The following is a 24,534-nucleotide window of genomic DNA, read 5'->3' on the forward strand; positions in this document are numbered from 1 at the left end:
TTTTTGATCTTGATAACTCATTAAGTACTCGCAGCAAGGTATTGGCGTACCTGTGTGATGAGATCTTCCTTGGCGTGAGGCGAGATAAAACTGGCTTCGATGGCATTAATACTGAACTGCGCCAATTCGTTTTTGGTCACTGGGTGAGCATTGGCGACGGCGAGGAAGTTATCATTCATATAGCCGCCGAAGTAAGCCGGATCATCGGAATTGATGGTGACGCACAGCCCTTTTCTCAGCAACTCGACGATGTTGTGCTCTTGCATGGTCTCAAACACCTTGAGCTTGGTATTCGACAGCGGGCAGACGGTCAGTGGTGTACGTTTTGCTATTAGCTGTTCCATCAAGTCTTCATCTTCTACACAGCGAACGCCATGATCAATTCGGGTAATGCCTAACAAGCTCACTGCGTCGATAATATTTTGTGCTGGGCCTTCTTCTCCGGCGTGCGCGACAGTCAGAAAGCCTTGGTTGATCGCTTCTTGGAATACATGTTTAAACTTCTCTGGTGGATTGCCCTGTTCTGATGAATCTAACCCAACGGCAATGATCTTATCTTTATAAGGAAGGGCTTGTTTGAGTGTTTCAAAAGCGCTGTCTTCATCGAGATGACGCAGAAAGCACATGATCAGTTGGCTGCTGATCCCTAGTTCTTGCTCGGCTTGATTCAAAGCTTGAGTAATCCCACCTATGATGACTTCAAAGGCAATGCCACGTTCGGTGTGGGTTTGAGGGTCAAAAAAGATCTCAGTATGAACCACATTATCTTGTTGGCACTTGAGTAGATAAGCCCAAGTCAGGTCATAGAAATCCTGTTCATGAATCAGTACGTTAGCGCCTTGATAATAGATATCGAGAAAAGACTGAAGATTGTGGAATTGGTACGCGTCTCTTACTTGGTCTGGGTTATCAAAGGGAATCGACACGTTATTGCGCTTGGCCAGTTGGAACATCAGCTCAGGTTCTAGCGTGCCTTCAATATGTAAATGCAGCTCAACCTTGGGTAAATGTTTGATGAAGCTATCCATAGCAACTCCTTAGCTATTTTAATTATGGGCGGAGTAGGCGAGACAGTAGAGTCTGTAAACCTGAGCCTGCAGGTTATCTCTTTCATTTATCTCTGTTTGAGCATAGTTCATTTCATTGTTGTCGATAAAATTGCACAGAAGTTGATGATGAATCGAGAGTTACGAACCCATTGAAATCCGGCGCAAACGATTTGCAGCATGGGAGTGTGATCCGCTGCAAATATTTGCAGCAATATTCATTGATTTGTGCTCTAATACCGCGCTTACCAAGGGATGGTGTTAAAAGATGCTCACTTAGATGGAGTTATCAAAGTGACCGATCCCTTAATGATCTCCCTTAGGAAAAAATAGAACATGTCTAAGAACAAAAAATTTGATATCCGCCTTACAGAAAAACGCAACGGTTGGTGTGCAGAGATTACTCGTCAAGTAACGTCTCGCAGCACTACAGTATCTAAGCGTGAGTCTGGTTTCGAAACTGAAGCTCTAGCACAAGATTGGGCAGAGAAAGAGCTAGCATCTTTCATCGCTAACCAAGCTGAACGTAACGAGCGTAAATCAGAGCAGCGTAAAGAGCGTGATGAATTACGTCACACTAAAGAGCTTAAAGCTGAGCAAGCACGTGAAGCGCGCGCTAAAGCTCGTGCAGAAGAGCAAGAAGACGCTGAGTAATTCAGTGCATGACTAATTTATAGATCCCTTAATTTTAAGATAAGGGATTTGTGAAAAAAAAGCCCCGATACAACTTTTTTCTTTACAGTTAAAAGTGTATTGGGGCTTTTTAGTTTGTGGAGTTCTGTTTTATTGTGTTTAAGAGCTCGGTTTGGCTTCTCGCTTTTAACGTCGAGCTCTTAAACTGTTAAGCATTGTCTGATCAGTTATTCAGTGCAGTTAGCCAATCGTCTTCTGCCACTTCTTCAATGTAGCTTTCTACTGATTGTCCTACTTCTTCATCGTCTTGCTTGAAGTAAGCGATGTGGAACACAGCATCACCTTCGTTGACCAAAGGCAGAGTTTGCTGACCAATCACGATACCGCCTTTGGTTGTGATCACTTGGCCTTCTTGGTGACCCAATGGAGAGCTGATGTAAGCAAGGGTTTGTCCTGCTTCAACCTGTTCGCCAAGTCTTACCATGTTACGCAAAATACCGTCTGATTCAGCGCGGATCCAGCTGGTGGATTTACTCAATACTGGCTCTGGTAACTTCTTACGGTTAGGGCGCAGCATGCCGATTTCTTTCATCACTTGATGCACGCCAAGGTAACCCGCACGAATCGCGAGGTGATCAAAACGCAGCGCTTCACCACCTTCGTAAGTTAATACAGGAATACCCAGTTTTTCCGCTTCGCTACGCAGTGAACCGTCGCGCAGTGGAGAATCAATAATCACGGGTGTTGCGAACGCTTTTGCGATGCGCAGTGTCTCAGGGTTCGATAGGTTTGCACGAATCTGTGGCAGATTGGTACGGTGAATCGCGCCCGTGTGTAGATCCAGAATGTAATCACAGTGCTTTGCCACGTTCTCAAAGAAGGTGTAAGCGATACGTGATGTTAACGATCCTTTCTCACTGCCAGGGAAGCAACGGTTTAGGTCACGACGGTCTGGTAGGTAACGAGATTTATGGATAAAGCCAAATACGTTAACGATAGGCACAACAATTAATGTCCCTTTCAGTTTCTTTGGATCAATCGCATTGGTCAGTTGTCGTGCAATCTCAACACCGTTTAGCTCATCGCCGTGGATAGCCGCATTTACCATCAGTGTTGGGCCTGCTTGGCGACCGTGAATAATTTCAATCGGGATCGAAAGTGGAGAATGCGTGTAAAGCTGAGCCGCTTGCAGTTCAATCTCCATTCGCTGTCCTGGCTGAACAGTATAACCAAGTAATTCGAATGGTTGATTAGGTTTTAGTCTTGCCATTTAGGTTGTTCTCAACATGGTGATAATTCGTTAACACGGAATGTAGCAATCGTTGATTTTTAGTACGAATCAATCGCTTTACGGTGACGACAAAAGTTTTTTATGAAGGGGCTTCTGAATTGGTTTCAGTTTTTTATCTGGCTAATTGAAGGGTGTTTAAAATTTTGAATTTTCTGACAATACATTAACTTAGAGCTGATATTTGTCATTCAGTTCGTTGGTATTATCCACCGCCATTTTTTGGCGGCCAAATTCAAATATTGAGATCAAAATGAAAAAAACAATTTCAAAAGTTGTAGCACTAGCGGTGGTATCTGTTGCTTTATCTGGCTGTGTTGGTAGCAACGCAGTAACGGGTTACCTAATGAAGTTCAACATCAAGGCTGTTGATAACCGTTACGCTCGTGGTGGTTTGAACATGCTATTTGCACCTGCATACGGTCTAACAGTTGCTGCCGATTACCTAGTATTCAACTCACTAGAGTTCTGGACTGGTAGCAACCCACTAACAGGTGCTCCGCACATCTTTGATACTAAGACTGATACTTACCTAGACATCAACCACCAACTTGATCCGTCTCTAACGGAAGCGCCAGTGGGTCCTATCACGAGTGCAGATGTGATCGAAAAAGGTCAAATGCAGCAGATTGATGAAAACACGATCCAAATGGACATTACTTACCAGTCTGGTGAGCGTGCGACGTTAATCGGTGTTCGTGATGGCGAGATGGTGACGTACTTCATCGATGGCGAAGTTGTGGCACAAACTTCAATTGATGAGCTAGAAAGCTACGCGGCTTCACGCGCTTAATTGTTTATTTAGTCACAAGTAGTAGCTACAAAGATTAGATACAAAAACAGGTACTCATTGAGTACCTGTTTTATTTTGTCTCAGATAAACGGTGTTTACTGTAAAACACCATTTACTGAACAAACATAGCTTATCGAATTAAGCTTTTTCTGGGATCGCTTCAAGCAATGCAACCATTTGGTTCCAGAATAGCTCAACGGTGTCGATCTTCACTTTCTCATCAGGAGAGTGCGGAAACTTGATGGTTGGGCCGAAAGAAACCATATCCATGTTCGGGTAAGGTTCTTTGAATAGACCACACTCAAGACCAGCATGGATAACCATGATGTTTGGCTTGTGACCGTAGATACCTTCGTACATGTCACGGAAGATATGCATGATTTCTGAATCTGCGTCTGGTTTCCAACCTGGGTAAGCACCAGAGAACGCGATGTTAGCGCCTGCTAGTTCAGCAACAGAGTGAAGCATGCTTTCTACTTGGCTACGACCTGAATCGATAAGAGAGCGGATCAGGCAAAGTACTGTGATTGAGTTCTCTTCTGTTGTGATAACACCTACGTTTAGAGACGTTTCCACAACACCTTCAATCTCGTCACTCATACGAATCACGCCGTTTGGACATGCGTTAAGTGCAGCGATAAAGCGAGCTTGGTCTGCTGACGCAAGTGCGCCCATTTCTACAGAAGCTTCTTCATTGAAAGTCACGATGCTGTCTTCTACTTTACCTAGCTCTGTTGAAAGCAGCTCAGTGTAGTAGTTGTATAGTGAAGCCAGTTTTTCTTGGTTTGCCGCAGGAACAGCAACCGTTACGAAACCTTCACGAGGGATCGCGTTACGAAGGCTACCACCTTTGAATTCGACGATGCGAAGGTCTAGCTCTTTTGCGTGACCCGCTAGGAAGCGAGCAAGCAGTTTGTTTGCGTTTGCACGACCTGTGTGGATGTCACAACCAGAGTGACCGCCTTTTAGGCCTTTTAGCGTTAGCTTACGTGTTACGAAGTCAGCTGGAATCGCATTACGAGCAATTTCAAATGTCATTGCGCCGTCGATACCGCCAGCACAACCCATGTACACTTCGCCTTCTTGCTCTGAATCGGTGTTAAGAAGGATATCGCCTTCTAACCAACCCGCTTCAAGACCGAAAGCACCAGTCATGCCTGCTTCTTCATCTACTGTTAGTAGAACTTCGATAGGGCCGTGCTGGATTTCGTTTGAAGCAAGAACCGCTAGGCAAGAAGCCATGCCCATGCCGTTATCAGCGCCAAGCGTTGTGCCTTTAGCTGTAACCCACTCACCATCAATGTATGGTTGAATTGGATCTTTAGCAAAGTCATGAACTGTGTCTTCGTTCTTTTGTGGAACCATATCGATGTGAGCTTGTAGCACTACACCTTTTTTGTTTTCCATACCCGCCGTTGCTGGCTTTTTGATGAATACGTTACCCGTTGGGTCACGACGTACATTTAGGCCTTGCTCTGTTGCCCAAGCAATAATGTATTGAGCAAGCTCTTCTTCATGCTTAGAAGGGTGTGGGATTGAGCAAATCTTATCGAAGAACTGCCAGATAGGGGCAGGGGATAATTTACTGATCTCAGAATGGAATTCAGACACGGATGACTCCTTTTTTATTTAATAACCATATATTTAGGTTTTGTATGGGGAAAAACCTAGAACAAAAATCTAAAATATGGGTCTGTTTTGATGGCAACAGCATACCACTTGAGCGTTTTGACGAGTAGCGGTTCTAAACCTCAAATAGCTCAAATTTTGAAAGCGATCTTGTCCATCTGATCACAGCTAAGCGCCTTGATGCTTATAAATGGAGCAGGCAAACGTTTGTTTAATTCTATTTTGTAATTTTATTACAAAATAAGTTTGCAAAATAACCGTAAATGGCCAAAAATGTGACGTATAGCAAAAAATACTTGTAATCTTTTTTCTTTAGGGTATATTAATAACCATCTTCTGAGATGAAGAGTAAATGCTCAAAGGATGAGTCCGTTTTATCGCCTCCAAGGAACCGAGAAATCAAATTCGTTTTTTATTGATTTATTAAGGTGATAGTTATGAAAGGTTTACCATCTGCAATGTTCTGGATTAACAGCTCTGTTTACACTAGCAACTTTGCATACCCTACAAGCTTTGGTTACTAATACCGTAAGCATGTAACTCGAACAGTTTTGTTCACCCCTATATATTGGAATTCTTTTACAGCCCTTTTGGTTGACAGATTCTACCGCCACTCAGTTTTGAGTGGCGTTTTTTTTGCCTGCTACTTTTCCAAACCGCTTTCGCTTGTCACTTTCCTTGCTGTTCTGCGTGGTTGTTTTTTAAACGCCGAAATATCAATTTGCGCCTTATTACTGATCCTGTTGAAAAATACATAACTATTGTGAGTTTGAATTCAGAATTCACTGGCTAGATTATCAATGAAAATAACCGATGGTAGAAAAAACAACCAACTAGTTTTAGTGAGTCTATTGTTGTTAATTGTTTGTTTTTAATGGTTATTTATCGATGATATCTTCATTTTTAATCGCTTTGTTTCATACGGCATTCTGATAAATATCGATTAGAGCCTTAATTCTATCTGGAATTTGTTATTTGATAACTTTATAATCCACAGCCAATCGATTACGCAACCGTTTACTTTTTACCCTTATAGGATTCGATAATGTTCGAAAAGCTATTCAAACTCAGTGAAAATGGCACCAATGTGCGCACTGAAATCATCGCAGGTCTAACAACCTTCCTAACAATGGCTTACATCATTTTTGTAAACCCAATGATTCTAGCTGATGCTGGTATGGACCATGGCGCTGTATTTGTAGCAACCTGTTTAGCGGCTGCTATTGGCTGTTTCATCATGGGCTTTGTTGCTAACTACCCAATTGCTCAAGCTCCAGGCATGGGTTTGAACGCATTCTTTACCTACGCTGTTGTAATGGGTATGGGTTATACGTGGCAAGTTGCTCTGGCAGCGGTTTTCGTATCAGGCGTAATCTTCATCTTCTTAAGCATCTTTAAGATCCGTGAATGGATTATCAACTCGATCCCTATGTCTCTGCGTGTTGGTATCTCTGCAGGTATCGGTCTTTTCCTAGCGTTTATTGCGCTTAGCAATGCAGGCATCGTTGTTTCTAACCCAGCAACTAAAGTTTCACTGGGCGACATTACCGCGATTGCTCCTATCCTAGGCTCACTTGGTTTCTTCCTAACGATTGCTCTTGTTCACCGTGGCGTGAAAGGGGCAGTAATGATTGCGATTCTAGCTATCACAGCTCTTGGCATTGTTATTGGTGACGTTCAATACGGCGGCATCATGTCTACACCACCAAGCCTTGCTCCTACATTCATGCAGCTTGATTTCTCTGCTGTATTTGAAATCGGTATGATTTCAGTGGTATTCGCATTCTTGTTCGTCGATTTGTTCGATACAGCGGGTACTCTGGTTGGTGTTGCAACGAAAGCAAACCTAATCAAAGAAGACGGCAAACTACCTCGCTTGAACAAAGCACTGCTTGCTGACTCTACAGCAACATCTATTGGTGCACTGCTAGGTACATCAAATACTACTTCTTATGTTGAGAGTGTTGCGGGTGTTGCTGAAGGCGGCCGTACCGGTCTAACGGCTGTTGTTGTTGGTATCTTATTCCTACTGGCTCTTTTCTTCTCGCCACTTGCAGGTATGATTCCGGCTTACGCAACATCAGGTGCACTTTTCTATGTAGCAATTCTGATGATGTCTGGCCTAGTTGGCATTGATTGGCGTGATCTTACGGAAGCAGCACCAGTCGTGGTAACATGTCTGCTTATGCCGCTGACGTACTCTATCGCTGAGGGTATCTCACTAGGTTTCATCGCTTACGCTGCAATTAAGCTGCTAAGTGGTAAAGGTCGCGACGTTTCACCTGCTGTGTGGGTAATGTCGGCTATCTTTATTCTTAAATACATTTTCGCTTAATCGTCTAGATTTCTGCTTAATCGCTGAAGAGGCTATGTTTGAAATAGCCTCTAATAACATGACAAAATTATTAGGTTTTATACTATGAGCAACAAATTCGTTATCACTTGGGACAACATGCAGACTTACTGCCGTCAACTTGCTGAAAAGCAAATGCCAGCAGAGCAGTGGAAAGGCATCTGGGCAGTAAGCCGTGGTGGTTTGGTTCCTGGTGCAATCTTGGCTCGTGAGCTAGGTATTCGTCACGTAGATACGATTTGTATTTCTAGCTACGACCACGATCACCAACGTGATATGACAGTAGTTAAAGCGCCTGAAGGTGACGGCGAAGGCTTCCTAATCGTTGAAGACTTGGTTGATAGTGGTGACACTGCACGTAAGCTTCGCGAAATGTACCCTAAAGCGAAACTGATCGCTGTATGTGCAAAACCATCTGGCGCTGATTTGCTAGACGAGTACATTGTTGATATCGCTCAAGACACATGGATTGAGCAACCTTGGGATACTAGCCTAAGCTACGTAGAGCCAGTAAATCGCAAGTCAAAATAAGCGTAAACTTAGTTTTTTGAGAAATGACCCTTTATAGGGTCATTTTTTTTTATATTATTAGTGACAACCATTTCTTATTAAGTATCCCAATGTCTGAACCAGAAGAAACGAGCTCGAACCTTTCGGAAACTTTGTTTGTAAAGCACAAGCAAGCGAAAGAGACCTCAATGTTGACACAATACATGCCAAGCTCTGAAGCGCTATTGGATGAGAAACGTGAACAGCAAAACTCATCATGGTATCGAAACCTAAGACGTCTTCAGTGGGTATGGCAAGGCGTTAATCCAATAGAGCAGGAAGCGGTATTGGCTCGCATCGCGTCGTCAGATAATTCTCGCACGACGGACGAGTGGTTAGATACCGTCATGGGTTATCGCAGCGGTAACTGGGCATACGAGTGGACTAAGCTTGGTATGCAGCATCAAAATCGCTCTAATGAAAAGAACGGTGAAGAGATGGCTGAAGAGCTGTTTTCAGCATCGTTATGTTTTAGCATAGCGGGTTACCCACATCTCAAGAACGACAATTTGGCAGCTCAGGCTCAAGTGCTGGCGAACGCGGCTTATTCTGAAGCCATCAAGCATACCAAGCTGATCGTTAAGCAACTTGAAGTGCCGTATCAGAATAAGAAAATTAAGGCGAACTTGCATCTCACCAAAACAGATAAACCTCAGCCTGTTGTGATTGTCAGCGCGGGTCTAGATAGCTTGCAAACCGATATGTGGCGCCTGTTTAGGGATTATTTAGCACCTAAGAACATTGCTATGTTAACGGTAGACATGCCATCAATAGGGCACAGTGCACATTGGCCGTTAACAGAAGACTCATCTTGTCTTCACCAAGCAGTGCTGAATGAATTGCCTAACATCCCATGGGTCGATCACCACAAAGTCGGCTTGTTTGGTTTCCGCTTCGGTGGCAATGCGATGGTGAGATTATCTTTCCTCGAGCAACATAAGATTAAAGCGTGTATTTCTTTAGGCGCGCCAATTCACGATATCTTTGTTCATGCAGACAAACTTAAGCAGATGCCTAAAATGCATCTAGATGTGTTGGCTTCGCGCCTTGGTAAAGGGGCGGTCGATATCAATAGCCTTTCTGGGCAGTTGATGGCGTGGTCACTCAAGGTACAAGGTTTGCTGTCAAACAGTAAAACCAGTGTTCCTATCTTGGCATTGGCTCTGGAAGGCGACCCGGTTTCACCGCCAATGGATAATCAACTGGTTGCTATTTACAGTGATTACGGAAAAGCGAAGAAAATCAAAGCTAAGTCAATTACACAAGGTTATGAGCAATCCCTCGAATTGGCGATAAAGTGGCTTGAGGATGAATTATTTAGATGACATTTCTCCTAAATTAGTTAAGCATGAAAAATGTACAAACTAAGTACCTGATACTCAGAGGTCATTTATAAAATCCAAATGCGTAGTTTCTACGTATAACAGTCTGAGTAACGTCATTCTTAACATTGAAAATGGAGATTCAATATGTCAGAAGTGACACAACAACCTACGCATTACCGCTTGTTGAATGTTTTAAAGGCGATCGGGCCTTACTTAAGGGAACCGCAATCAGAAGAAGGCCACTATATCTTTGATTGCTTGTCTGTATGTGTGAACGATAAAAAATCACCAGAAGAACGCGAGTTCTGGGGCTGGTGGCTGGAATTGGATAAGTCGGAAGAGGGATATTCGGCGAAGTACAATATCGGCAAGTACAACATCGATGGTAACTGGGATTCTTTGCCGTTACCTAAAAAGGCGGTCGCTGAGGTCTCTCGAACTCAAGAAGCCTTCCACAAGAAACTGGTTGATGAACTTCAAAGTAAGTTTGAAATCAGTATCCAATTAGACGAAGAGTCTGTCGAATTCGTCTAATTTTAAAGGTTACTCTTCTATATAAAACAAAAAGGTGCGATTTCGCACCTTTTCTGCTTGTGAATTCCCCTTTTGATTGCTAAAACATCACCTCTTATTTGTTTTATCCATAAAAGACTTCATGACAACAAATCATCAAAGCGGGACAACAACACAGCGTAAAACTGTCGTTGTTAAACTGGGTACCAGTGTCTTAACTGGTGGAACATTGGCATTAGACCGCGCTCATATGGTTGAGCTGGTTCGTCAATGTGCTGAATTAAAAAAACAAGGCCACTCTGTGGTTATGGTTTCGTCTGGTGCAATTGCAGCAGGACGTGAGCACCTTGGTTACCCCGCACTTCCCAACTCAATGGCGAGCAAACAGTTGCTTGCGGCAGTTGGGCAAAGTCAGTTGATTCAAGTTTGGGAGTCTTTGTTTGCTATCTATGGCCTTAAGATTGGCCAGATGCTACTGACTCGTGCTGATCTCGATGATCGCGAGCGTTTTCTTAATGCACGTGACACGATCAACGCACTGGTTGAGCACGATATTATTCCGGTAGTAAACGAAAACGACGCAGTAGCAACCAACGAAATTAAAGTGGGCGACAATGATAACTTGTCGGCCTTAGTGGGTATTTTGTGCGGTGCTGATAAGCTTTTGCTACTAACAGACCAAAAAGGCCTGTTTACGGCTGACCCTCGTAAAGATCCAAATGCTGAGCTCATCAAAGAAGTGAAAACCATTGATGACACGCTGCGTAAGATCGCAGGTGGCAGCGGTACTACGTTGGGTACTGGCGGCATGGCGACAAAACTGCAGGCGGCTGACATTGCTCGTCGCGCAGGCATCGAAGTGATTATTGCTGCGGGCAGTGCTGAAAATGTGGTGTTTGATTCACTGAGTGATAACCCACAAGGCACACGTTTCTTGCCTTTAGCGGAAGCGCTTGAAAACCGTAAACGCTGGATTTTAGCGGGCCCTGCTTCAGCAGGTGACATCGTGGTTGACGACGGCGCAGTAAACGCAGTCAACACCAAAGGCAGCAGCTTGTTGGCGAAAGGGGTTGTTCGAGTTAAAGGCGAATTCTCTCGTGGTGAAGTTACCCAAGTCACAGACAGCAAAGGCAAAGTAATTGCGCGTGGTATCGCCAGTTATTCAAGCCAAGACCTAGCAAAAATTGCAGGCAAGCACAGTAAAGATATTGGCGACATCCTTGGATACGATTATGGGTCAGAAGTCATTCACCGTGACGACCTAGTTGTAATCCAAGAGTAGCTCGTGATGATAAGGTGAATCACCTTTTTGCATCCAAAGACAGACAGAATTTAGGGAGAGTTAAACGTGGATTTAACTAACATGGGTATCGCAGCAAAAGACGCTGCTTTCCACCTAGCGACCGCATCTACGGCGCAAAAGAATAAAGCATTGGCGATTATCGCTGATGAGCTAGAAGCAAACGCAACAACGATTTTAGAAGCGAACGCGAAAGACATCGAACTGGGTCGTGAAGCGGGTTTAACTGACGCACTGCTCGATCGTCTACTTCTTAACGAAGAGCGCTTAACCGGTATCGCTAACGATGTTCGTAACGTGATTAGCCTGAATGACCCAGTTGGCAGCGAAATTGACAGCAAAGTACTAGAAAACGGTATGTCACTGTCTCGCCGCCGCGTGCCACTTGGTGTGGTGGGTGTTATCTATGAAGCGCGTCCGAACGTAACCATCGATATTGCAGCTCTGTGTCTGAAGACAGGTAACGCAAGCATTCTACGTGGTGGTAAAGAGACGTTTTTCTCGAACATGGAACTGGTTAAGGTTATCCAGTCTGCATTAGAGAAAGCGGAACTTCCTGCGGCTTCTGTTCAGTACATCGAGAAGCCTGATCGTGAACTCGTTTCTCAACTGCTTAAACTGGATGACTACGTGGATATGATCATTCCTCGTGGCGGAGCTGGCTTACACAAGATGTGTAAAGAGAACAGCACCATTCCAGTTATCATCGGCGGCTTTGGTATCAGCCATATCTTCGTTGATGAAAGCGCTGATCTTGATAAATCTGTCGATGTGGTCGAAAACTCTAAAGTTCAGCGCCCATCAGCGTGTAACTCATTAGATACATTGCTAGTGCATGAAGCGGTTGCTGAAGCTTTCCTAATTAAGCTGAAACAGCGTTTAGCCGGCAAGGTAACCTTAGTTGCTGATACCAGTGCAAAATCGCTGCTAGCGGGTTTTGAAGACCAACGTGATGCGGTTGAAGGCGACTTTGACACTGAATGGCTAAGCTACACGCTAGGCGTGAAAGTGGTAGCGGATGTGGCAGAAGCGATTGACCACATGCGTGTACACAACGCGAGTCATTCAGATGCGATCATGACCAATAGCTTAGAGAGCTCAGAGCGTTTCATTAACTCTGTTGGTTCTGCAGCGGTTTATGTGAATGCATCAACACGTTTCACTGATGGAGCACAGTTTGGTTTAGGTGCTGAAGTTGCCGTGTCTACTCAGAAATTGCATGCTCGCGGCCCAATGGGCTTAGAAGAGCTGACAAGCTACAAATGGGTAGGTAAAGCGAACTATTTAGTCCGCGGTTAACGCTGGTCGTTAATTTTACTCCTCAGCTCATTTTTGAAATGGCGGTCGAGTAGCAATAATCAATGAATCACCACACAAAAGGGCCTTAATTGGCCCTTTTTCTTTCCTAACGTTTGGCAATTCCGTTACACTGATATTCAATTATTTGGAGGTGATATGCATTGTCCTTTTTGTTCAGAGAACGACACTAAAGTAATCGATTCAAGACTGGTAGCCGATGGCCATCAGGTTCGTCGTCGCCGTCAATGCCTTGCATGTAGTGAACGTTTTACTACGTTCGAATCGGCAGAACTTGTGATGCCTAAAGTCATAAAGTCGAATGGAAACCGCGAACCATTTAATGAAGATAAAATGGTGGGTGGTGTACAGCGCGCCCTAGAAAAACGCCCAGTGAGTGCTGACGCGATTGAACTTGCGATCAGTACGATTAAGTCACAACTCCGTGCAACTGGTGAGCGTGAAGTACCAAGCGAGATGATTGGTAATCTTGTGATGGGCCAATTGAAAGAATTGGATAAAGTGGCGTACATTCGTTTTGCCTCTGTTTACCGCAGCTTTGAAGACATCCGAGAGTTTGGCGAAGAAATCGCTAAATTAGAGGATTAACTCCTCAATCATGTCAAACTTTACTCCCCTAGATTTTCAAATGATGTCGCGTGCTATTCAGTTAGCAAAACGCGGCATTTACACTACTGCGCCAAACCCTAATGTGGGTTGTGTCATTGTACAAACCGACGGTCAGATCGTTGGTGAAGGTTTTCATGCCAAAGCGGGCGAACCTCATGCTGAAGTACATGCCATGCGAATGGCAGGCGACAAAGCAAAAGGTGCGACGGCTTATGTCACGCTAGAGCCTTGTTCGCATTACGGTCGAACGCCGCCTTGTGCTGAAGGTTTGATTAAGGCTCAAGTAGCCAAAGTGATTTGTGCCATGCAGGACCCAAACCCAAAAGTCGCAGGTCGTGGTATCAAAATGCTACGCGATGCGGGTATTGAGGTTGAAATCGGTTTGCTAGAGCAAGACGCTCTCGACTTGAACCCTGCATTTATCAAGCGTATGCAAACTGGCATGCCATTCGTTCAGTTAAAGATGGCCGCTAGCCTTGATGGGCAAACGGCATTGGAAAATGGCCAAAGCCAGTGGATCACATCGCCAGAAGCACGTCGTGATGTTCAGAACTACCGAGCAAAATCAGGCGCTGTGTTGTCAACTAGCCAGACGGTGATTGAAGACAACGCGTCGTTGAATGTTCGTTGGGCAGAGTTGCCAAGCAGTATCAAAGGTCATTACGCTGAAGACGAGCTGCGTCAGCCGATTCGCGTGATTCTTGATCGTCAAAACCAACTGCGTCCTGAACTCAAGTTATTCCAGACTCCAACATCGGTGTTGAGAGTTGCCGAAGCATCTGCTGATATTGAAGTCGCAACCACAGATGCAGGTCAGCTCGATTTGCACGATCTGATGCGTCAATTACCTGCCAATCATATCGACCATATTTGGGTCGAAGCGGGCGCAACATTGGCAAAAAGCTTGATTGAAGAGCAGCTGGTGGATGAGCTAATCCTTTATTTAGCACCTAAACTTATGGGCAGTGACGGACGAGGTTTGATGGGTGCATTAGGGCTCACTTCAATGTCTGACGTTATTGACCTAGAAATTAAAGATGTTCGACAGGTTGGTGTGGATATTCGCATCGTTGCGAAACCCGTATTTCGAAACAGATAGTAACGAAACCACAGTGGAAATAGTTACTCCAACTGCATACGTGTCGTTGACAACAAAAAGAGTTTTAAAATGTTTACAGGAATTGTAGAAGCCGTAGGTACATTGAGTGCAATCACTCCCCGCGGAGAAGACATCACCGTAACGGTTAATGTTGGTAAGCTTGATATGGCTGACGTTAAGTTAGGCGACAGTATCGCTACCAATGGTGTGTGTTTGACAGTTGTTGAATATAACGACCACAGCTACAGTGCAGATCTTTCGCTTGAGACCCTGAAAAAAACGGGTTTTGTCGATTACCAAGCGGGCGATAAAGTTAACCTTGAGAAAGCAATGTTACCAACCACGCGTTTCGGTGGACATATAGTGTCTGGTCACGTTGATGGCGTGGGTGAGATTGTTGAACGTAACCAAGTTGGCCGTGCGATTGAATTCTGGGTAGAAATGCCAGCAGAAATCTCAAAATACGTTGCTCAAAAAGGCTCAGTAACAGTTGATGGCATTAGCCTGACTGTGAACGATTTACGTAAGAACGCATTCAAGCTGACTATCGTTCCTCATACTTCTTCAGAAACCACCATCGACCAATTCAATGTCGGTCGTAAAGTGAATCTAGAAGTTGATGTATTAGCACGTTACATGGAGCGTTTACTGCAAGGTCAGCAACAAGAATCTGAGCCTGAATCTCGATTAACGATGGAATTCTTACAGCAGAATGGTTTTGCCTAACCGTTGATACAAAGTGCGTTAAGCGAGACTTTGTAAAGCGAAGCAATATCATCAGGTTTAAATAGTGTCGGTTCTAGGAAGCAGAACCATTTCAAAGGATATAGAACAATGCCAATTAGTACTCCTCAAGAAATTATTGAAGACATTCGCCTAGGAAAAATGGTTATCCTGATGGATGATGAAGATCGCGAAAATGAAGGCGATCTGATCATGGCAGCAGAACATGTGACGCCAGAAGCGATTAACTTCATGGCGATGTACGGCCGTGGTTTAATTTGTCTGACGCTAACCAAAGAGCGTTCAAACCGCATGGGTCTAGCGCCTATGGTTCAAGATAACAACGCACAGTACACCACTAACTTTACTGTTTCGATTGAAGCGGCAGAGGGCGTAACAACGGGTATCTCTGCATCAGACCGTGCAGTGACGGTTCAAGCGGCAGTGGCGAAAGATGCGAAAGCGGCTGATCTTGTTCAACCTGGTCATATTTTCCCACTGACAGCGCAAGATGGCGGTGTTCTGACTCGCGCAGGACACACAGAAGCAGGTTGTGATTTAGCACGTCTTGCAGGCTGCGAGCCAGCATCGGTTATCGTTGAGATCCTTAACGACGACGGTACTATGGCTCGTCGCCCTGACCTTGAAGTGTTTGCTGAAAAACACGACATCAAGCTAGGCACGATTGCTGACTTGATTGAATACCGCAACAACACAGAAACAACGATTGAGCGTGTAGCACAATGCCATTTACCAACAGAGTTTGGTGATTTCGAGCTGGTGACTTACCGCGATACAATTGATAACCAGATCCACTACGCGATGCAAAAAGGCGACCTATCTGAAGGTGCTCCTTTGGTACGTGTTCACCTGCATGACACGTTCACCGATCTGCTTCATTCAGACCGTGGTACTGAACGCAGCTGGTCGCTAGATAAAGCGATGAAGCGTATTGGCGACGAAGGCGGTGTGTTGGTTATTCTTGGCAACGAAGAGTCGTCTGATTCTTTGATTCACAAAGTGAAGACATTCGAAGCGCAAGACAAGAACGAGCAGCCAACTATGGCGAAGAAGCAGGGTACCTCGCGTCGTGTTGGTGTCGGTTCTCAGATTCTTCAAGATCTAGGTGTGCACGATATGCGTCTGCTTTCTTCAAGCACTAAGCGTTACCACGCATTGGGTGGTTTTGGCCTTAACGTTGTTGAGTACGTTTGCGAATAAACCATGCGTTAGCAAGCAGACGTTTCTCCGTTTGTAGCAACATAATTTACCGATGATTTCAGTGGCTCTTTTGGTGATAAATCTTGCCAAAAGAGCAAAGTAGCCAAGTCCGACTCAAAACGTGTTCAACACACAAACTTGGTTACTCGCTGTTCCTATATGCTTGGGATCAGCGCTGCATTATCATCTTTACATTGCCGGTGTCTGTTCTTCTAAATTACCATTAGATATTGCTCACAGTTTTGTGCTAGAATCCGGCGATTCTCACTTGATGAAAATAGTTAAAGGAAGGCTTATGAAAGTGATCGAGGGTGGCTTCCCAGCGCCAAATGCAAAAATTGCTATCGTTATTGCTCGTTTCAACAGTTTTATTAACGAAAGTTTACTTTCTGGTGCAATCGATACTTTAAAGCGTCATGGACAAGTAAGCGAAGACAACATCACTGTTGTTCGTTGCCCTGGTGCAGTAGAACTTCCACTTGTAGCGCAGCGCGTTGCAAAAACAGGTAAGTTCGATGCGATTGTATCTCTTGGTACAGTAATTCGTGGCGGTACACCTCACTTTGACTATGTTTGTAGTGAATGTAATAAAGGTTTGGCACAAGTGTCTCTGGAATATTCTCTTCCAGTAGCGTTTGGTGTTCTTACTGTTGATACGATCGATCAAGCTATTGAACGCGCAGGAACCAAGGCTGGTAATAAGGGTGCAGAAGCAGCACTTAGCGCACTTGAGATGATCAACGTTCTTTCTGAAATCGATTCCTAATGGGGGCCAGTGTGAAACCAGCCGCACGTCGTAACGCACGTCAATTTGCTCTACAAGCAATTTATTCTTGGCAAATTACTAAAGAAAATATTGCTACCGTTGAAGAACAGTTCTTATCTGGTGGTAAGTATGATGAAGAAGAGCATCATGCTGCAGAGCCTGCTCTTGCTATGCCAGAAACAGACGTTGCATACTTCCGCGACCTACTAACTGGTGTTGCTCTTAGCCACATGGAACTTGATAGCAAGCTTCGTCCATTCGTATCTCGCCCTATGCAAGATCTGGATCTGATGGAACTAGCGCTTCTACGTTTAGCTATGTACGAGATGACTCGTCGCGAAGATGTACCATACAAAGTGGTTATCAACGAAGCTATCGAGCTTGCAAAAGTATTTGCAGCAGAAGACAGCCATAAGTTTGTTAACGGTGTGCTTGATAAAGCTGCACCGCACGTTCGTAAGAAATAAGACGTTCGTATATTGAATCTAAAGGTCAGCTTTTATGCTGGCCTTTTTTGTAACTAAATTTCTGTAATATCCATGATTACGGCGATTTTTATGAGACTAAAGATAGGGCATGTGATGTCTGGCGAATTTAACCTGATTGAAAAATATTTTGTAAATCGACAACCACAACGTAAAGACGTTCTTCTAGCTGCTGGCGATGATTGTGCTTTGGTCAAAGCGCCGGGCAATGTTGAGATAGCGATCAGCACGGACACCTTAGTGGCTGGTACCCATTTCTTAGCTGAGGCGAATCCGGCTTGGGTGGCACACAAAGCGTTGGCTTCCAATATCAGTGACCTTGCTGCAATGGGCGCGACGCCTGCTTGGGTGTCTTTTGCTTTAACCATGCCTGAAATCGATGAAGCATGGCTTGCTCCCTTCTGTGACTCCTTTTTTAAACTCGCAGACTACTTTGGTATTCAGTTAATTGGTGGCGACACAACCAAAGGTCCACTAAGCCTGACACTGACGGTACAGGGCTTTGTTCCTGAAGGACGAGCGCTGCGCAGAGATGGCGCGAAAGTGGGTGACTGGATTTACGTAACAGGTAACCTAGGTGACAGTAAAGCTGGCCTAGAGGTGCTACTTAACCCAGAGCAGAACAAAGCGAAGCCCTATGCTGCTGAGCTAGAAGAGAGACATTATGTGAGCACTCCACGAGTGTTAGCGGGTCAGGCGCTAGTGAACCTTGCTTCATCTGCGATTGATATCTCTGATGGTGTTATTGCTGATTTAAAACATATCCTTAAGCGTTCTCAAGTTGGCGCGAGTATTGATGTAAGCACGCTGCCTATCTCTGCAGAATTACGTCAGTTCGCTCCTGATATCATTTCAGCTCGGCAGTATGCGCTAACGAGTGGTGAAGAGTACGAGCTGTGCTTTACTGTACCAGAAGAGAATAAAGGGTCGTTGGAAAGTGCTTTGTCACACACAGGTACAAAAGTCACCTGCATTGGCCAGATAAGACCTGTAGAATATTTTGAATTACACAATAATGGTGAACCACTAAGCTGGAACTTAACTGGTTACGATCACTTTAAGGTTAATTGATGACAAACCCACTTTCTCTTATTTCTCTTAAAAACCCTTGGCATTTCTTAGCAACGGGTTTTGGCAGTGGCTTATCGCCTATTATTCCCGGCACAATGGGCACGCTTGCGTCAATTCCGTTGTACCTATTGTTGGTTCAGTTACCGTTTCCTGCTTACGTTGCCGTGGTGGTGGTAAGCTGCATTATTGGTATTAAGATCTGCCAAGTAACGTCTGACGATATGGGCGTGCATGACCACGGTTCTATCGTTTGGGATGAGTTCGCGGGCTTTTGGATCACCATGAGCTTAGTGCCTATGTTGAATATCCCTGCTGATGACTGGAAGTGGCTGCTGACTGGTTTTGTGCTTTTCCGCTTCTTTGACATGGTGAAACCATGGCCGATTGGTTGGTTAGATGCACGAATTCACGGCGGTTTAGGTATCATGATTGACGATATTGTAGCGGGTATTATGGCGGCTATTTCGTTGTATGCCGTGGCACATTTCGCTGGTTGGTTAGTGTGAGTTAACTGAAGGGCTAAGGTTTAGTTGGCGATACACCAAACTAATTAGCAGATACTAAAAAGGTTGACCCTAGGGCCAACCTTTTTTGTTTGCGGAGCTTACGAGCTTACGTATTAAAGCTACTTGGCAAGATAGTCAGTGATAGACTTCTCAATGCCTTTCGCGTCCAAACCAAGCTCTTCATGCAGTTCGCCTTGCGTACCTTGAGCAATGAACTTGTCTGGTAGGCCAAGGTTCAATACTGGCATCAGCAGTTTCTCTTGCATCAAGAACTCAATCACACCTGCGCCCGCACCACCTGCAATCGCATTCTCTTCGATAGTTACCAGTACATCGTGGTCAGCAGCAAGTTGTTTGATCAGAGCTTCATCGAGTGGTTTCACAAAGCGCATATCTGCAACTGTCGCATCGATGACGTTAGCGGCTTGAAGTGCACTCTCAAGGAAAGTACCAAAGCTTAAGATAGCGACTTTCGAGCCATCTTTTGTTTTTTCGCTTTCGCGAACGATACGACCTTTACCAATCTCAAGCGCGGTAAATTTATTTTGTATCTCAGTACCCATACCATTACCGCGAGGGTAACGAACGGCACTTGGACCTGTATGCTGGTGGCCAGTGTAAAGCATTTGGCGACATTCGTTTTCGTCGCTTGGCGCCATGATCACCATGTTTGGAATACAACGCATAAAGCTTAAGTCGAACGCACCTTGGTGTGTTTGACCATCAGCACCGACAAGACCTGCACGGTCAATAGCGAACATGACCGGTAAGTCCATGATAGCCACATCGTGGATCAGTTGATCGTAGCCACGTTGTAGGAACGTCGAGTAGATAGCGACAATCGGCTTATCACCCGCAATCGCCATACCCGTTGCTAGGGTCACAGCATGCTGCTCAGCAATTGCTACGTCGAAGTATTGTTCTGGGTACTCTTTCGAGAAACGCACCATGCCAGAACCTTCACGCATTGCAGGCGTGATCGCCATTAGCTTAGGATCTTGCGCCGCCATATCACACAAGAAATCGCCAAAAATCTTAGAGAAAGTTGGTTTAGAGCTGGTGCTCTTCGGCAGACTTGAATGTGCAGGGTCGAATTTAGGTACGCCGTGATAACCAATTGGATCTTTCTCAGCTGGCTCGTAGCCTTTGCCTTTCTTCGTCATGATATGTAAGAACTGAGGACCTTTAAGATCTCGCATGTTCTTGAGCGTTTTAATCAACTCATTGACATCGTGACCATCAATTGGACCAATGTAGTTGAAACCTAACTCTTCAAACATAGTGCCAGGGACAACCATACCTTTTAGATGTTCTTCTGTACGACGGACCAACTCTTTTATCGGCGGAACGCCTGATAGCACTTTCTTGCCACCCTCACGAATTGACGTGTAAAGACTGCCAGAAAGAACTTGAGCTAGGTGGTTGTTTAGAGCTCCTACATTTTCAGAGATCGACATCTCGTTATCATTAAGGATAACCAACATGTCATTGTGAATATCACCCGCATGGTTCATGGCTTCGAAAGCCATACCTGCGGTAATCGCGCCATCACCAATCACACTCACGACTTTACGATTCTTACCTTCTTTCTTCGCACTGATCGCCATACCAAGTCCGGCGCTGATCGATGTTGAAGAGTGACCAACAGAAAGGGTGTCGTATTCGCTCTCTTGTCGCCATGGGAATGGGTGCAATCCATCTTTTTGACGAATAGTCGACAAGCGGTCGCGACGACCAGTAAGAATTTTGTGCGGGTATGCTTGGTGGCCAACATCCCAAACCAATTGGTCAAAAGGAGTGTTATACACATAGTGCAGAGCCACTGTTAGCTCTACTGTACCTAAGCCTGACGCTAAGTGGCCACTTGACTGGCTCACTGAGTTAAGAAGATAGGTGCGTAATTCATCACAAAGCTGTGTTAGCGTCTCTTTCGGAAGTAGACGCAAATCCTCTGGCTTATCAGCCAAAGCAAGAGTTGGGTACTTTGATATATCAAGAGTCATAGGTAATGCGCGCTTATTGTCTTAGTTCTTGCGCTCGATGACGTATCGGGCGAACTCTTCGAGTGACTGGGTATTGTATGGGATTGCAGCCAAAGCTTGAAGCGCTTCCTGTAGCAGAGTTTGCGCTTTTTCTTGAGCGCCCTCTAAACCTAACAAAGAAGGGTAGGTGCTTTTGTTTAATTCTTGGTCAGAACCCTGTGGCTTACCCAAAGTTTCCGTGTCGCTGGTGATATCCAAAATATCATCTTGAACTTGGAAGGCTAACCCGATGGCATCGGCGTACCTATCTAATTGAGGCATTACTTCTAACGCTTTTTCACCAGCAGCGAGTGCACCTAATCGAATGGCACTCTTCATTAAAGCGCCCGTTTTATTTCGGTGAACTTCTTCTAATTCTTCTAGCGTAACAGCGCGGTTTTCGGCTTCAATATCAAGCGCCTGACCAATACACATACCTTGAGCACCAGAGGCTTCAGCTAAGCGTTGAATCATTCGAACGCGATTGCTTTCCCCATCAGCACTTAACGTGCCTTCCGCAAGTATAGTAAACGCGAGAGTTTGTAGTGCATCGCCAGTTAAAATAGCGGTCGCTTCATCAAATTTGATGTGACAAGTCTGATGACCACGGCGCAGTTCATCGTCATCCATCGCCGGAAGGTCGTCGTGAATCAGAGAATAGGCATGAATACATTCGATTGCAGAAGCTGGAGTATCGAGCTCTTCAGCCGTGCACCCGAGCATTTCCCCTGTAATGTAGACAAGAAATGGACGCGCACGTTTGCCGCCTAAAAGCAATCCATAACGCATTGCGTTGATAAGATTTTGATTTTGGTGTGGCAGGCGATCAAGCCAAAGGTTCAGTTGCTCGTTATTACGTGCTTGATAAGACAATAACGTCTCGATCATAGGGGATCTCATACAATTTGTTATTCAGGTTGTGGGTTAAAGTCGCTAAGTTCTGCATTTTGATCGTTTTGCAGTAAGATGCTAACGCGTTGTTCTGCATCGTTTAGTTTACTTTGACCGGCTCGAGCGAGGGAGATACCTCGTTCGAATTTTTTCAGCGCATCATCTAAAGCTAGATCACCATTTTCTAGTTGATCAACCAAGCCATCAAGCTCTTCGATTGCCGCTTCAAAGCTCATATTTTCAGGTTTCTTAGTAGCCATAATAAATCTGCGTTTGGAAAGATGAACGAACGTTACCCTAGGCCGCTGATATGGTCAAATGTAACAAAGGAATTTTGCTAGAAAGTTCGTTTTTAAGGGGCTTGAACTCACTTTGATTGAATAACCTTAGCTTTATCGAGTTTATGCGCTACGTATAGGGGTAAAGTCTGCGAATAGTAGTGACTCAAAAACGAAAAGTGTGATACTTAAGCCAAGAATTTACTAAAAGATCTTATAGTCTGGCCGATAAAAAGATTATCGTCGACGTAGAGCTACAAAAAAGCATGAGGAGTGCTCAGTGGATTTAGCAACCCTAATAGGTTTGATTGGTGGATTTGCCTTTGTAATCATGGCAATGATCCTAGGTGGAAGCCTCGGGATGTTCTATGACACGACATCCATTTTGATCGTGGTTGGTGGTTCAACGTTTGTTGTTCTGATGAAGTTCACCATGGGACAGTTCTTTGGCGCGACTAAGATTGCCGGCAAAGCTTTTATGTTTAAAGCGGATGAGCCTGAAGATCTTATTGCGAAAGTTGTAGAGATGGCTGATGCGGCTCGTAAAGGTGGTTTTTTAGCACTGGAAGAGATGGAAATTAACAACAGTTTCATGCAAAAGGGCATCGATCTTTTGGTGGATGGCCATGATGGAGATGTAGTTCGTGCTGCACTGCAAAAAGACATCGCATTAACCACAGAGCGTCATGAGCAGGGCGCGAAGGTGTTCTCTGCATTTGGTGATGTAGCACCCGCGATGGGTATGATTGGTACCTTGGTTGGCTTGGTTGCCATGCTTTCTAACATGGATGATCCAAAAGCGATCGGCCCTGCGATGGCGGTGGCACTTTTAACCACCCTATATGGTGCGATTCTTTCGAACATGGTGTTCTTCCCAATTGCCGACAAGCTTGCGCTGCGTCGTGACCAAGAGACACTCAACCGTCGTTTGGTTATGGATGGCGTACTCGCGATTCAAGATGGTCAGAACCCACGAGTAATCGATGGTTACCTGAAGAGCTACCTAAACGAAGGTAAGCGTACGATTGATGGTGAACCTGCGTAAGAGGAGTTGAAGATGGATGAAGAAAATCCATGTAAATGTCCTCCTCCGGGATTGCCTCAATGGATGGGGACATTTGCTGACTTGATGTCACTGCTGATGTGTTTCTTCGTACTGCTGCTCTCATTCTCTGAGATGGACGTACTGAAGTTCAAACAGATCGCTGGCTCGATGAAATTTGCGTTTGGTGTACAAAACCGCTTGGAAGTGAAAGACATTCCTAAAGGCACCAGCATCATTGCACAAGAGTTTCGACCTGGTCGTCCAGAGCCGACACCGATTGATGTGATCATGCAGCAGACGATTGATATTACGCAGCAAACGCTTGAGTTTCATGAAGGTGAATCTGAGCGTGCTGGCGGTACCATGCGTGATCAAGGCAAGATGACCGGAGGCAAGTCGCCAGAGGTTTCGACTCACGACAATCAAAACTCTGAGTCAGACCAACAGCAACAACAAGCTGAAGCTCAATCGCAAGAGATGGAAACCTTGATGGAAAGCATCAAGAAGGCGTTGGAGCGAGAGATAGACCAAGGCGCGATTGAAGTTGAAAACCTTGGCCAGCAGATTGTGATTCGAATTCGTGAGAAGGGTGCATTCCCATCGGGTTCTGCTTTCCTACAGCCTAAGTTCCGACCTTTGGTGAGACAGGTTGCTGAGTTGGTGAAAGATGTTCCGGGTATCGTTCGAATCTCAGGGCACACCGATAATCAACGTCTTGATTCCGAGCTTTATCGCTCTAATTGGGACTTGTCATCACAGCGAGCAGTGTCTGTTGCTCAAGAGATGGAAAAGGTGCGTGGTTTCTCTCATCAACGCTTGAGAGTACGCGGCATGGCGGATACCGAGCCAGTCGAGCCGAACGATACTGAATGGCAACGTAGCCTCAACCGCCGCGTTGAAATCAGCATCATGCAGGGCGAGCCGCTTTACAGTGACGAAGTGCCTGTTATTAATGAATAGCCGATACGTGTACACACGGTAGCATGCAGATAGCATCGAAAGCCCAACCTTATAATGAGGTTGGGCTTTTTGTTTGCTGGTCTTCAATGGTTCTCTCTGCGGCATTTATGTCG

The 24,534-nt window shown here is 45.0% G+C and carries 24 protein-coding genes; 18 read left to right on the top strand and 6 right to left on the bottom strand.

What is annotated here, in order from left to right; all coding sequences use genetic code 11:
- Positions 1 to 20: 20 nt before the first annotated feature.
- Complete coding sequence (locus AB4384_RS00760; protein WP_372128715.1) at positions 21 to 1,028, bottom strand: adenosine deaminase; 1,008 nt, start codon at positions 1,026 to 1,028, stop codon at positions 21 to 23.
- 354 nt (positions 1,029 to 1,382) lie between these two features.
- Here AB4384_RS00760 and AB4384_RS00765 point away from each other — a divergent pair, with 354 nt between their 5' ends.
- A complete protein-coding gene (locus AB4384_RS00765) occupies positions 1,383 to 1,700 on the top strand; it encodes a DUF3622 domain-containing protein (RefSeq protein WP_372128717.1) in 318 nt (105 codons plus the stop codon).
- Between the two features lie 202 nt (positions 1,701 to 1,902).
- On the opposite strand, the gene AB4384_RS00770 is transcribed toward AB4384_RS00765, so the two are convergent.
- Entirely contained in the window at positions 1,903 to 2,949 is a 1,047-nt protein-coding gene (locus tag AB4384_RS00770; protein ID WP_017060792.1) for a succinylglutamate desuccinylase/aspartoacylase family protein, read from the bottom strand.
- Positions 2,950 to 3,220: 271 nt separating this feature from the next.
- Here AB4384_RS00770 and AB4384_RS00775 point away from each other — a divergent pair, with 271 nt between their 5' ends.
- A complete protein-coding gene (locus AB4384_RS00775) occupies positions 3,221 to 3,760 on the top strand; it encodes a DUF3332 domain-containing protein (protein WP_017070352.1) in 540 nt (179 codons plus the stop codon).
- 138 nt (positions 3,761 to 3,898) lie between these two features.
- Here AB4384_RS00775 and AB4384_RS00780 read toward each other — a convergent pair whose 3' ends face one another.
- The gene (locus AB4384_RS00780) at positions 3,899 to 5,371 is read right to left on the bottom strand and encodes an aminoacyl-histidine dipeptidase (RefSeq protein WP_372128719.1); all 1,473 of its coding nucleotides are present in this window, start codon (positions 5,369 to 5,371) and stop codon (positions 3,899 to 3,901) included.
- A 1,063-nt stretch (positions 5,372 to 6,434) separates the two neighbouring features.
- Here AB4384_RS00780 and AB4384_RS00785 point away from each other — a divergent pair.
- From AB4384_RS00785 to pgpA, 14 genes are all read left to right on the top strand, one after another.
- Positions 6,435 to 7,724: an NCS2 family permease gene (locus AB4384_RS00785; protein WP_017060789.1), complete on the top strand. Its 1,290-nt coding sequence runs from the start codon at positions 6,435 to 6,437 to the stop codon at positions 7,722 to 7,724.
- An 84-nt stretch (positions 7,725 to 7,808) separates the two neighbouring features.
- Positions 7,809 to 8,273: an oxytetracycline resistance phosphoribosyltransferase domain-containing protein Tet(34) gene (tet(34), locus tag AB4384_RS00790; protein ID WP_009847475.1), complete on the top strand. Its 465-nt coding sequence runs from the start codon at positions 7,809 to 7,811 to the stop codon at positions 8,271 to 8,273.
- Between the two features lie 89 nt (positions 8,274 to 8,362).
- The gene (gene frsA / locus AB4384_RS00795) at positions 8,363 to 9,616 is read left to right on the top strand and encodes an esterase FrsA (RefSeq protein ID WP_372128721.1); all 1,254 of its coding nucleotides are present in this window, start codon (positions 8,363 to 8,365) and stop codon (positions 9,614 to 9,616) included.
- A gap of 144 nt (positions 9,617 to 9,760) precedes the next feature.
- Positions 9,761 to 10,150, top strand: coding sequence for a sigma factor-binding protein Crl (gene crl, locus AB4384_RS00800; protein ID WP_017060787.1), 390 nt, complete (start codon positions 9,761 to 9,763; stop codon positions 10,148 to 10,150).
- A 76-nt stretch (positions 10,151 to 10,226) separates the two neighbouring features.
- On the top strand, positions 10,227 to 11,411 hold the full coding sequence (gene proB, locus AB4384_RS00805; protein ID WP_012604650.1) for a glutamate 5-kinase: 1,185 nt from the start codon (positions 10,227 to 10,229) through the stop codon (positions 11,409 to 11,411).
- Positions 11,412 to 11,477: 66 nt separating this feature from the next.
- Positions 11,478 to 12,728 carry a glutamate-5-semialdehyde dehydrogenase gene (locus AB4384_RS00810; RefSeq protein ID WP_372128723.1) on the top strand — a complete coding sequence of 417 codons (1,251 nt, stop codon included), beginning with the start codon at positions 11,478 to 11,480 and terminating at the stop codon, positions 12,726 to 12,728.
- A gap of 156 nt (positions 12,729 to 12,884) precedes the next feature.
- Positions 12,885 to 13,334, top strand: coding sequence for a transcriptional regulator NrdR (gene nrdR / locus AB4384_RS00815; protein ID WP_004734394.1), 450 nt, complete (start codon positions 12,885 to 12,887; stop codon positions 13,332 to 13,334).
- Between the two features lie 40 nt (positions 13,335 to 13,374).
- The gene (gene ribD, locus AB4384_RS00820; RefSeq protein WP_017060785.1) at positions 13,375 to 14,454 is read left to right on the top strand and encodes a bifunctional diaminohydroxyphosphoribosylaminopyrimidine deaminase/5-amino-6-(5-phosphoribosylamino)uracil reductase RibD; all 1,080 of its coding nucleotides are present in this window, start codon (positions 13,375 to 13,377) and stop codon (positions 14,452 to 14,454) included.
- A gap of 69 nt (positions 14,455 to 14,523) precedes the next feature.
- Positions 14,524 to 15,180 carry a riboflavin synthase gene (locus AB4384_RS00825; protein WP_010436361.1) on the top strand — a complete coding sequence of 219 codons (657 nt, stop codon included), beginning with the start codon at positions 14,524 to 14,526 and terminating at the stop codon, positions 15,178 to 15,180.
- A gap of 108 nt (positions 15,181 to 15,288) precedes the next feature.
- Positions 15,289 to 16,398, top strand: a complete 1,110-nt coding sequence (gene ribBA, locus AB4384_RS00830; protein WP_017060784.1) for a bifunctional 3,4-dihydroxy-2-butanone-4-phosphate synthase/GTP cyclohydrolase II — start codon at positions 15,289 to 15,291, stop codon at positions 16,396 to 16,398.
- Between the two features lie 295 nt (positions 16,399 to 16,693).
- Positions 16,694 to 17,164, top strand: coding sequence for a 6,7-dimethyl-8-ribityllumazine synthase (gene ribE, locus AB4384_RS00835; protein ID WP_004741508.1), 471 nt, complete (start codon positions 16,694 to 16,696; stop codon positions 17,162 to 17,164).
- Positions 17,164 to 17,631 (top strand): transcription antitermination factor NusB, encoded by a 468-nt coding sequence (gene nusB, locus AB4384_RS00840; RefSeq protein WP_004734399.1) that lies wholly within the window; start codon positions 17,164 to 17,166, stop codon positions 17,629 to 17,631. The genes ribE and nusB overlap by 1 nt, the downstream gene beginning before the upstream one ends.
- A 114-nt stretch (positions 17,632 to 17,745) precedes the next feature.
- Positions 17,746 to 18,720, top strand: coding sequence for a thiamine-phosphate kinase (gene thiL, locus AB4384_RS00845; protein ID WP_372125750.1), 975 nt, complete (start codon positions 17,746 to 17,748; stop codon positions 18,718 to 18,720).
- Positions 18,720 to 19,226, top strand: coding sequence for a phosphatidylglycerophosphatase A (pgpA, locus tag AB4384_RS00850; protein ID WP_017060782.1), 507 nt, complete (start codon positions 18,720 to 18,722; stop codon positions 19,224 to 19,226). The genes thiL and pgpA overlap by 1 nt, the downstream gene beginning before the upstream one ends.
- A gap of 119 nt (positions 19,227 to 19,345) precedes the next feature.
- On the opposite strand, the gene dxs is transcribed toward pgpA, so the two are convergent.
- The 3 genes from dxs to xseB are packed head-to-tail and all read right to left on the bottom strand — an operon-like array spanning position 19,346 to position 22,398.
- A complete protein-coding gene (dxs, locus tag AB4384_RS00855; RefSeq protein WP_372128725.1) occupies positions 19,346 to 21,229 on the bottom strand; it encodes a 1-deoxy-D-xylulose-5-phosphate synthase in 1,884 nt (627 codons plus the stop codon).
- A 21-nt stretch (positions 21,230 to 21,250) separates the two neighbouring features.
- Entirely contained in the window at positions 21,251 to 22,135 is an 885-nt protein-coding gene (gene ispA / locus AB4384_RS00860) for a (2E,6E)-farnesyl diphosphate synthase (RefSeq protein ID WP_010436376.1), read from the bottom strand.
- 20 nt (positions 22,136 to 22,155) lie between these two features.
- Positions 22,156 to 22,398 carry an exodeoxyribonuclease VII small subunit gene (gene xseB / locus AB4384_RS00865; RefSeq protein WP_010436379.1) on the bottom strand — a complete coding sequence of 81 codons (243 nt, stop codon included), beginning with the start codon at positions 22,396 to 22,398 and terminating at the stop codon, positions 22,156 to 22,158.
- A gap of 298 nt (positions 22,399 to 22,696) precedes the next feature.
- Between xseB and pomA the strand changes: the two genes are divergently transcribed.
- The gene (gene pomA, locus AB4384_RS00870; RefSeq protein WP_017060778.1) at positions 22,697 to 23,461 is read left to right on the top strand and encodes a flagellar motor protein PomA; all 765 of its coding nucleotides are present in this window, start codon (positions 22,697 to 22,699) and stop codon (positions 23,459 to 23,461) included.
- A gap of 12 nt (positions 23,462 to 23,473) precedes the next feature.
- Positions 23,474 to 24,421 carry a flagellar motor protein MotB gene (locus AB4384_RS00875; protein WP_017060777.1) on the top strand — a complete coding sequence of 316 codons (948 nt, stop codon included), beginning with the start codon at positions 23,474 to 23,476 and terminating at the stop codon, positions 24,419 to 24,421.
- Positions 24,422 to 24,534 lie beyond the last annotated feature (113 nt).

It is taken from the genome of Vibrio sp. 10N.261.51.A4, from assembly GCF_041471945.1.
GTDB classification, from domain to species: domain Bacteria; phylum Pseudomonadota; class Gammaproteobacteria; order Enterobacterales; family Vibrionaceae; genus Vibrio; species Vibrio crassostreae_C.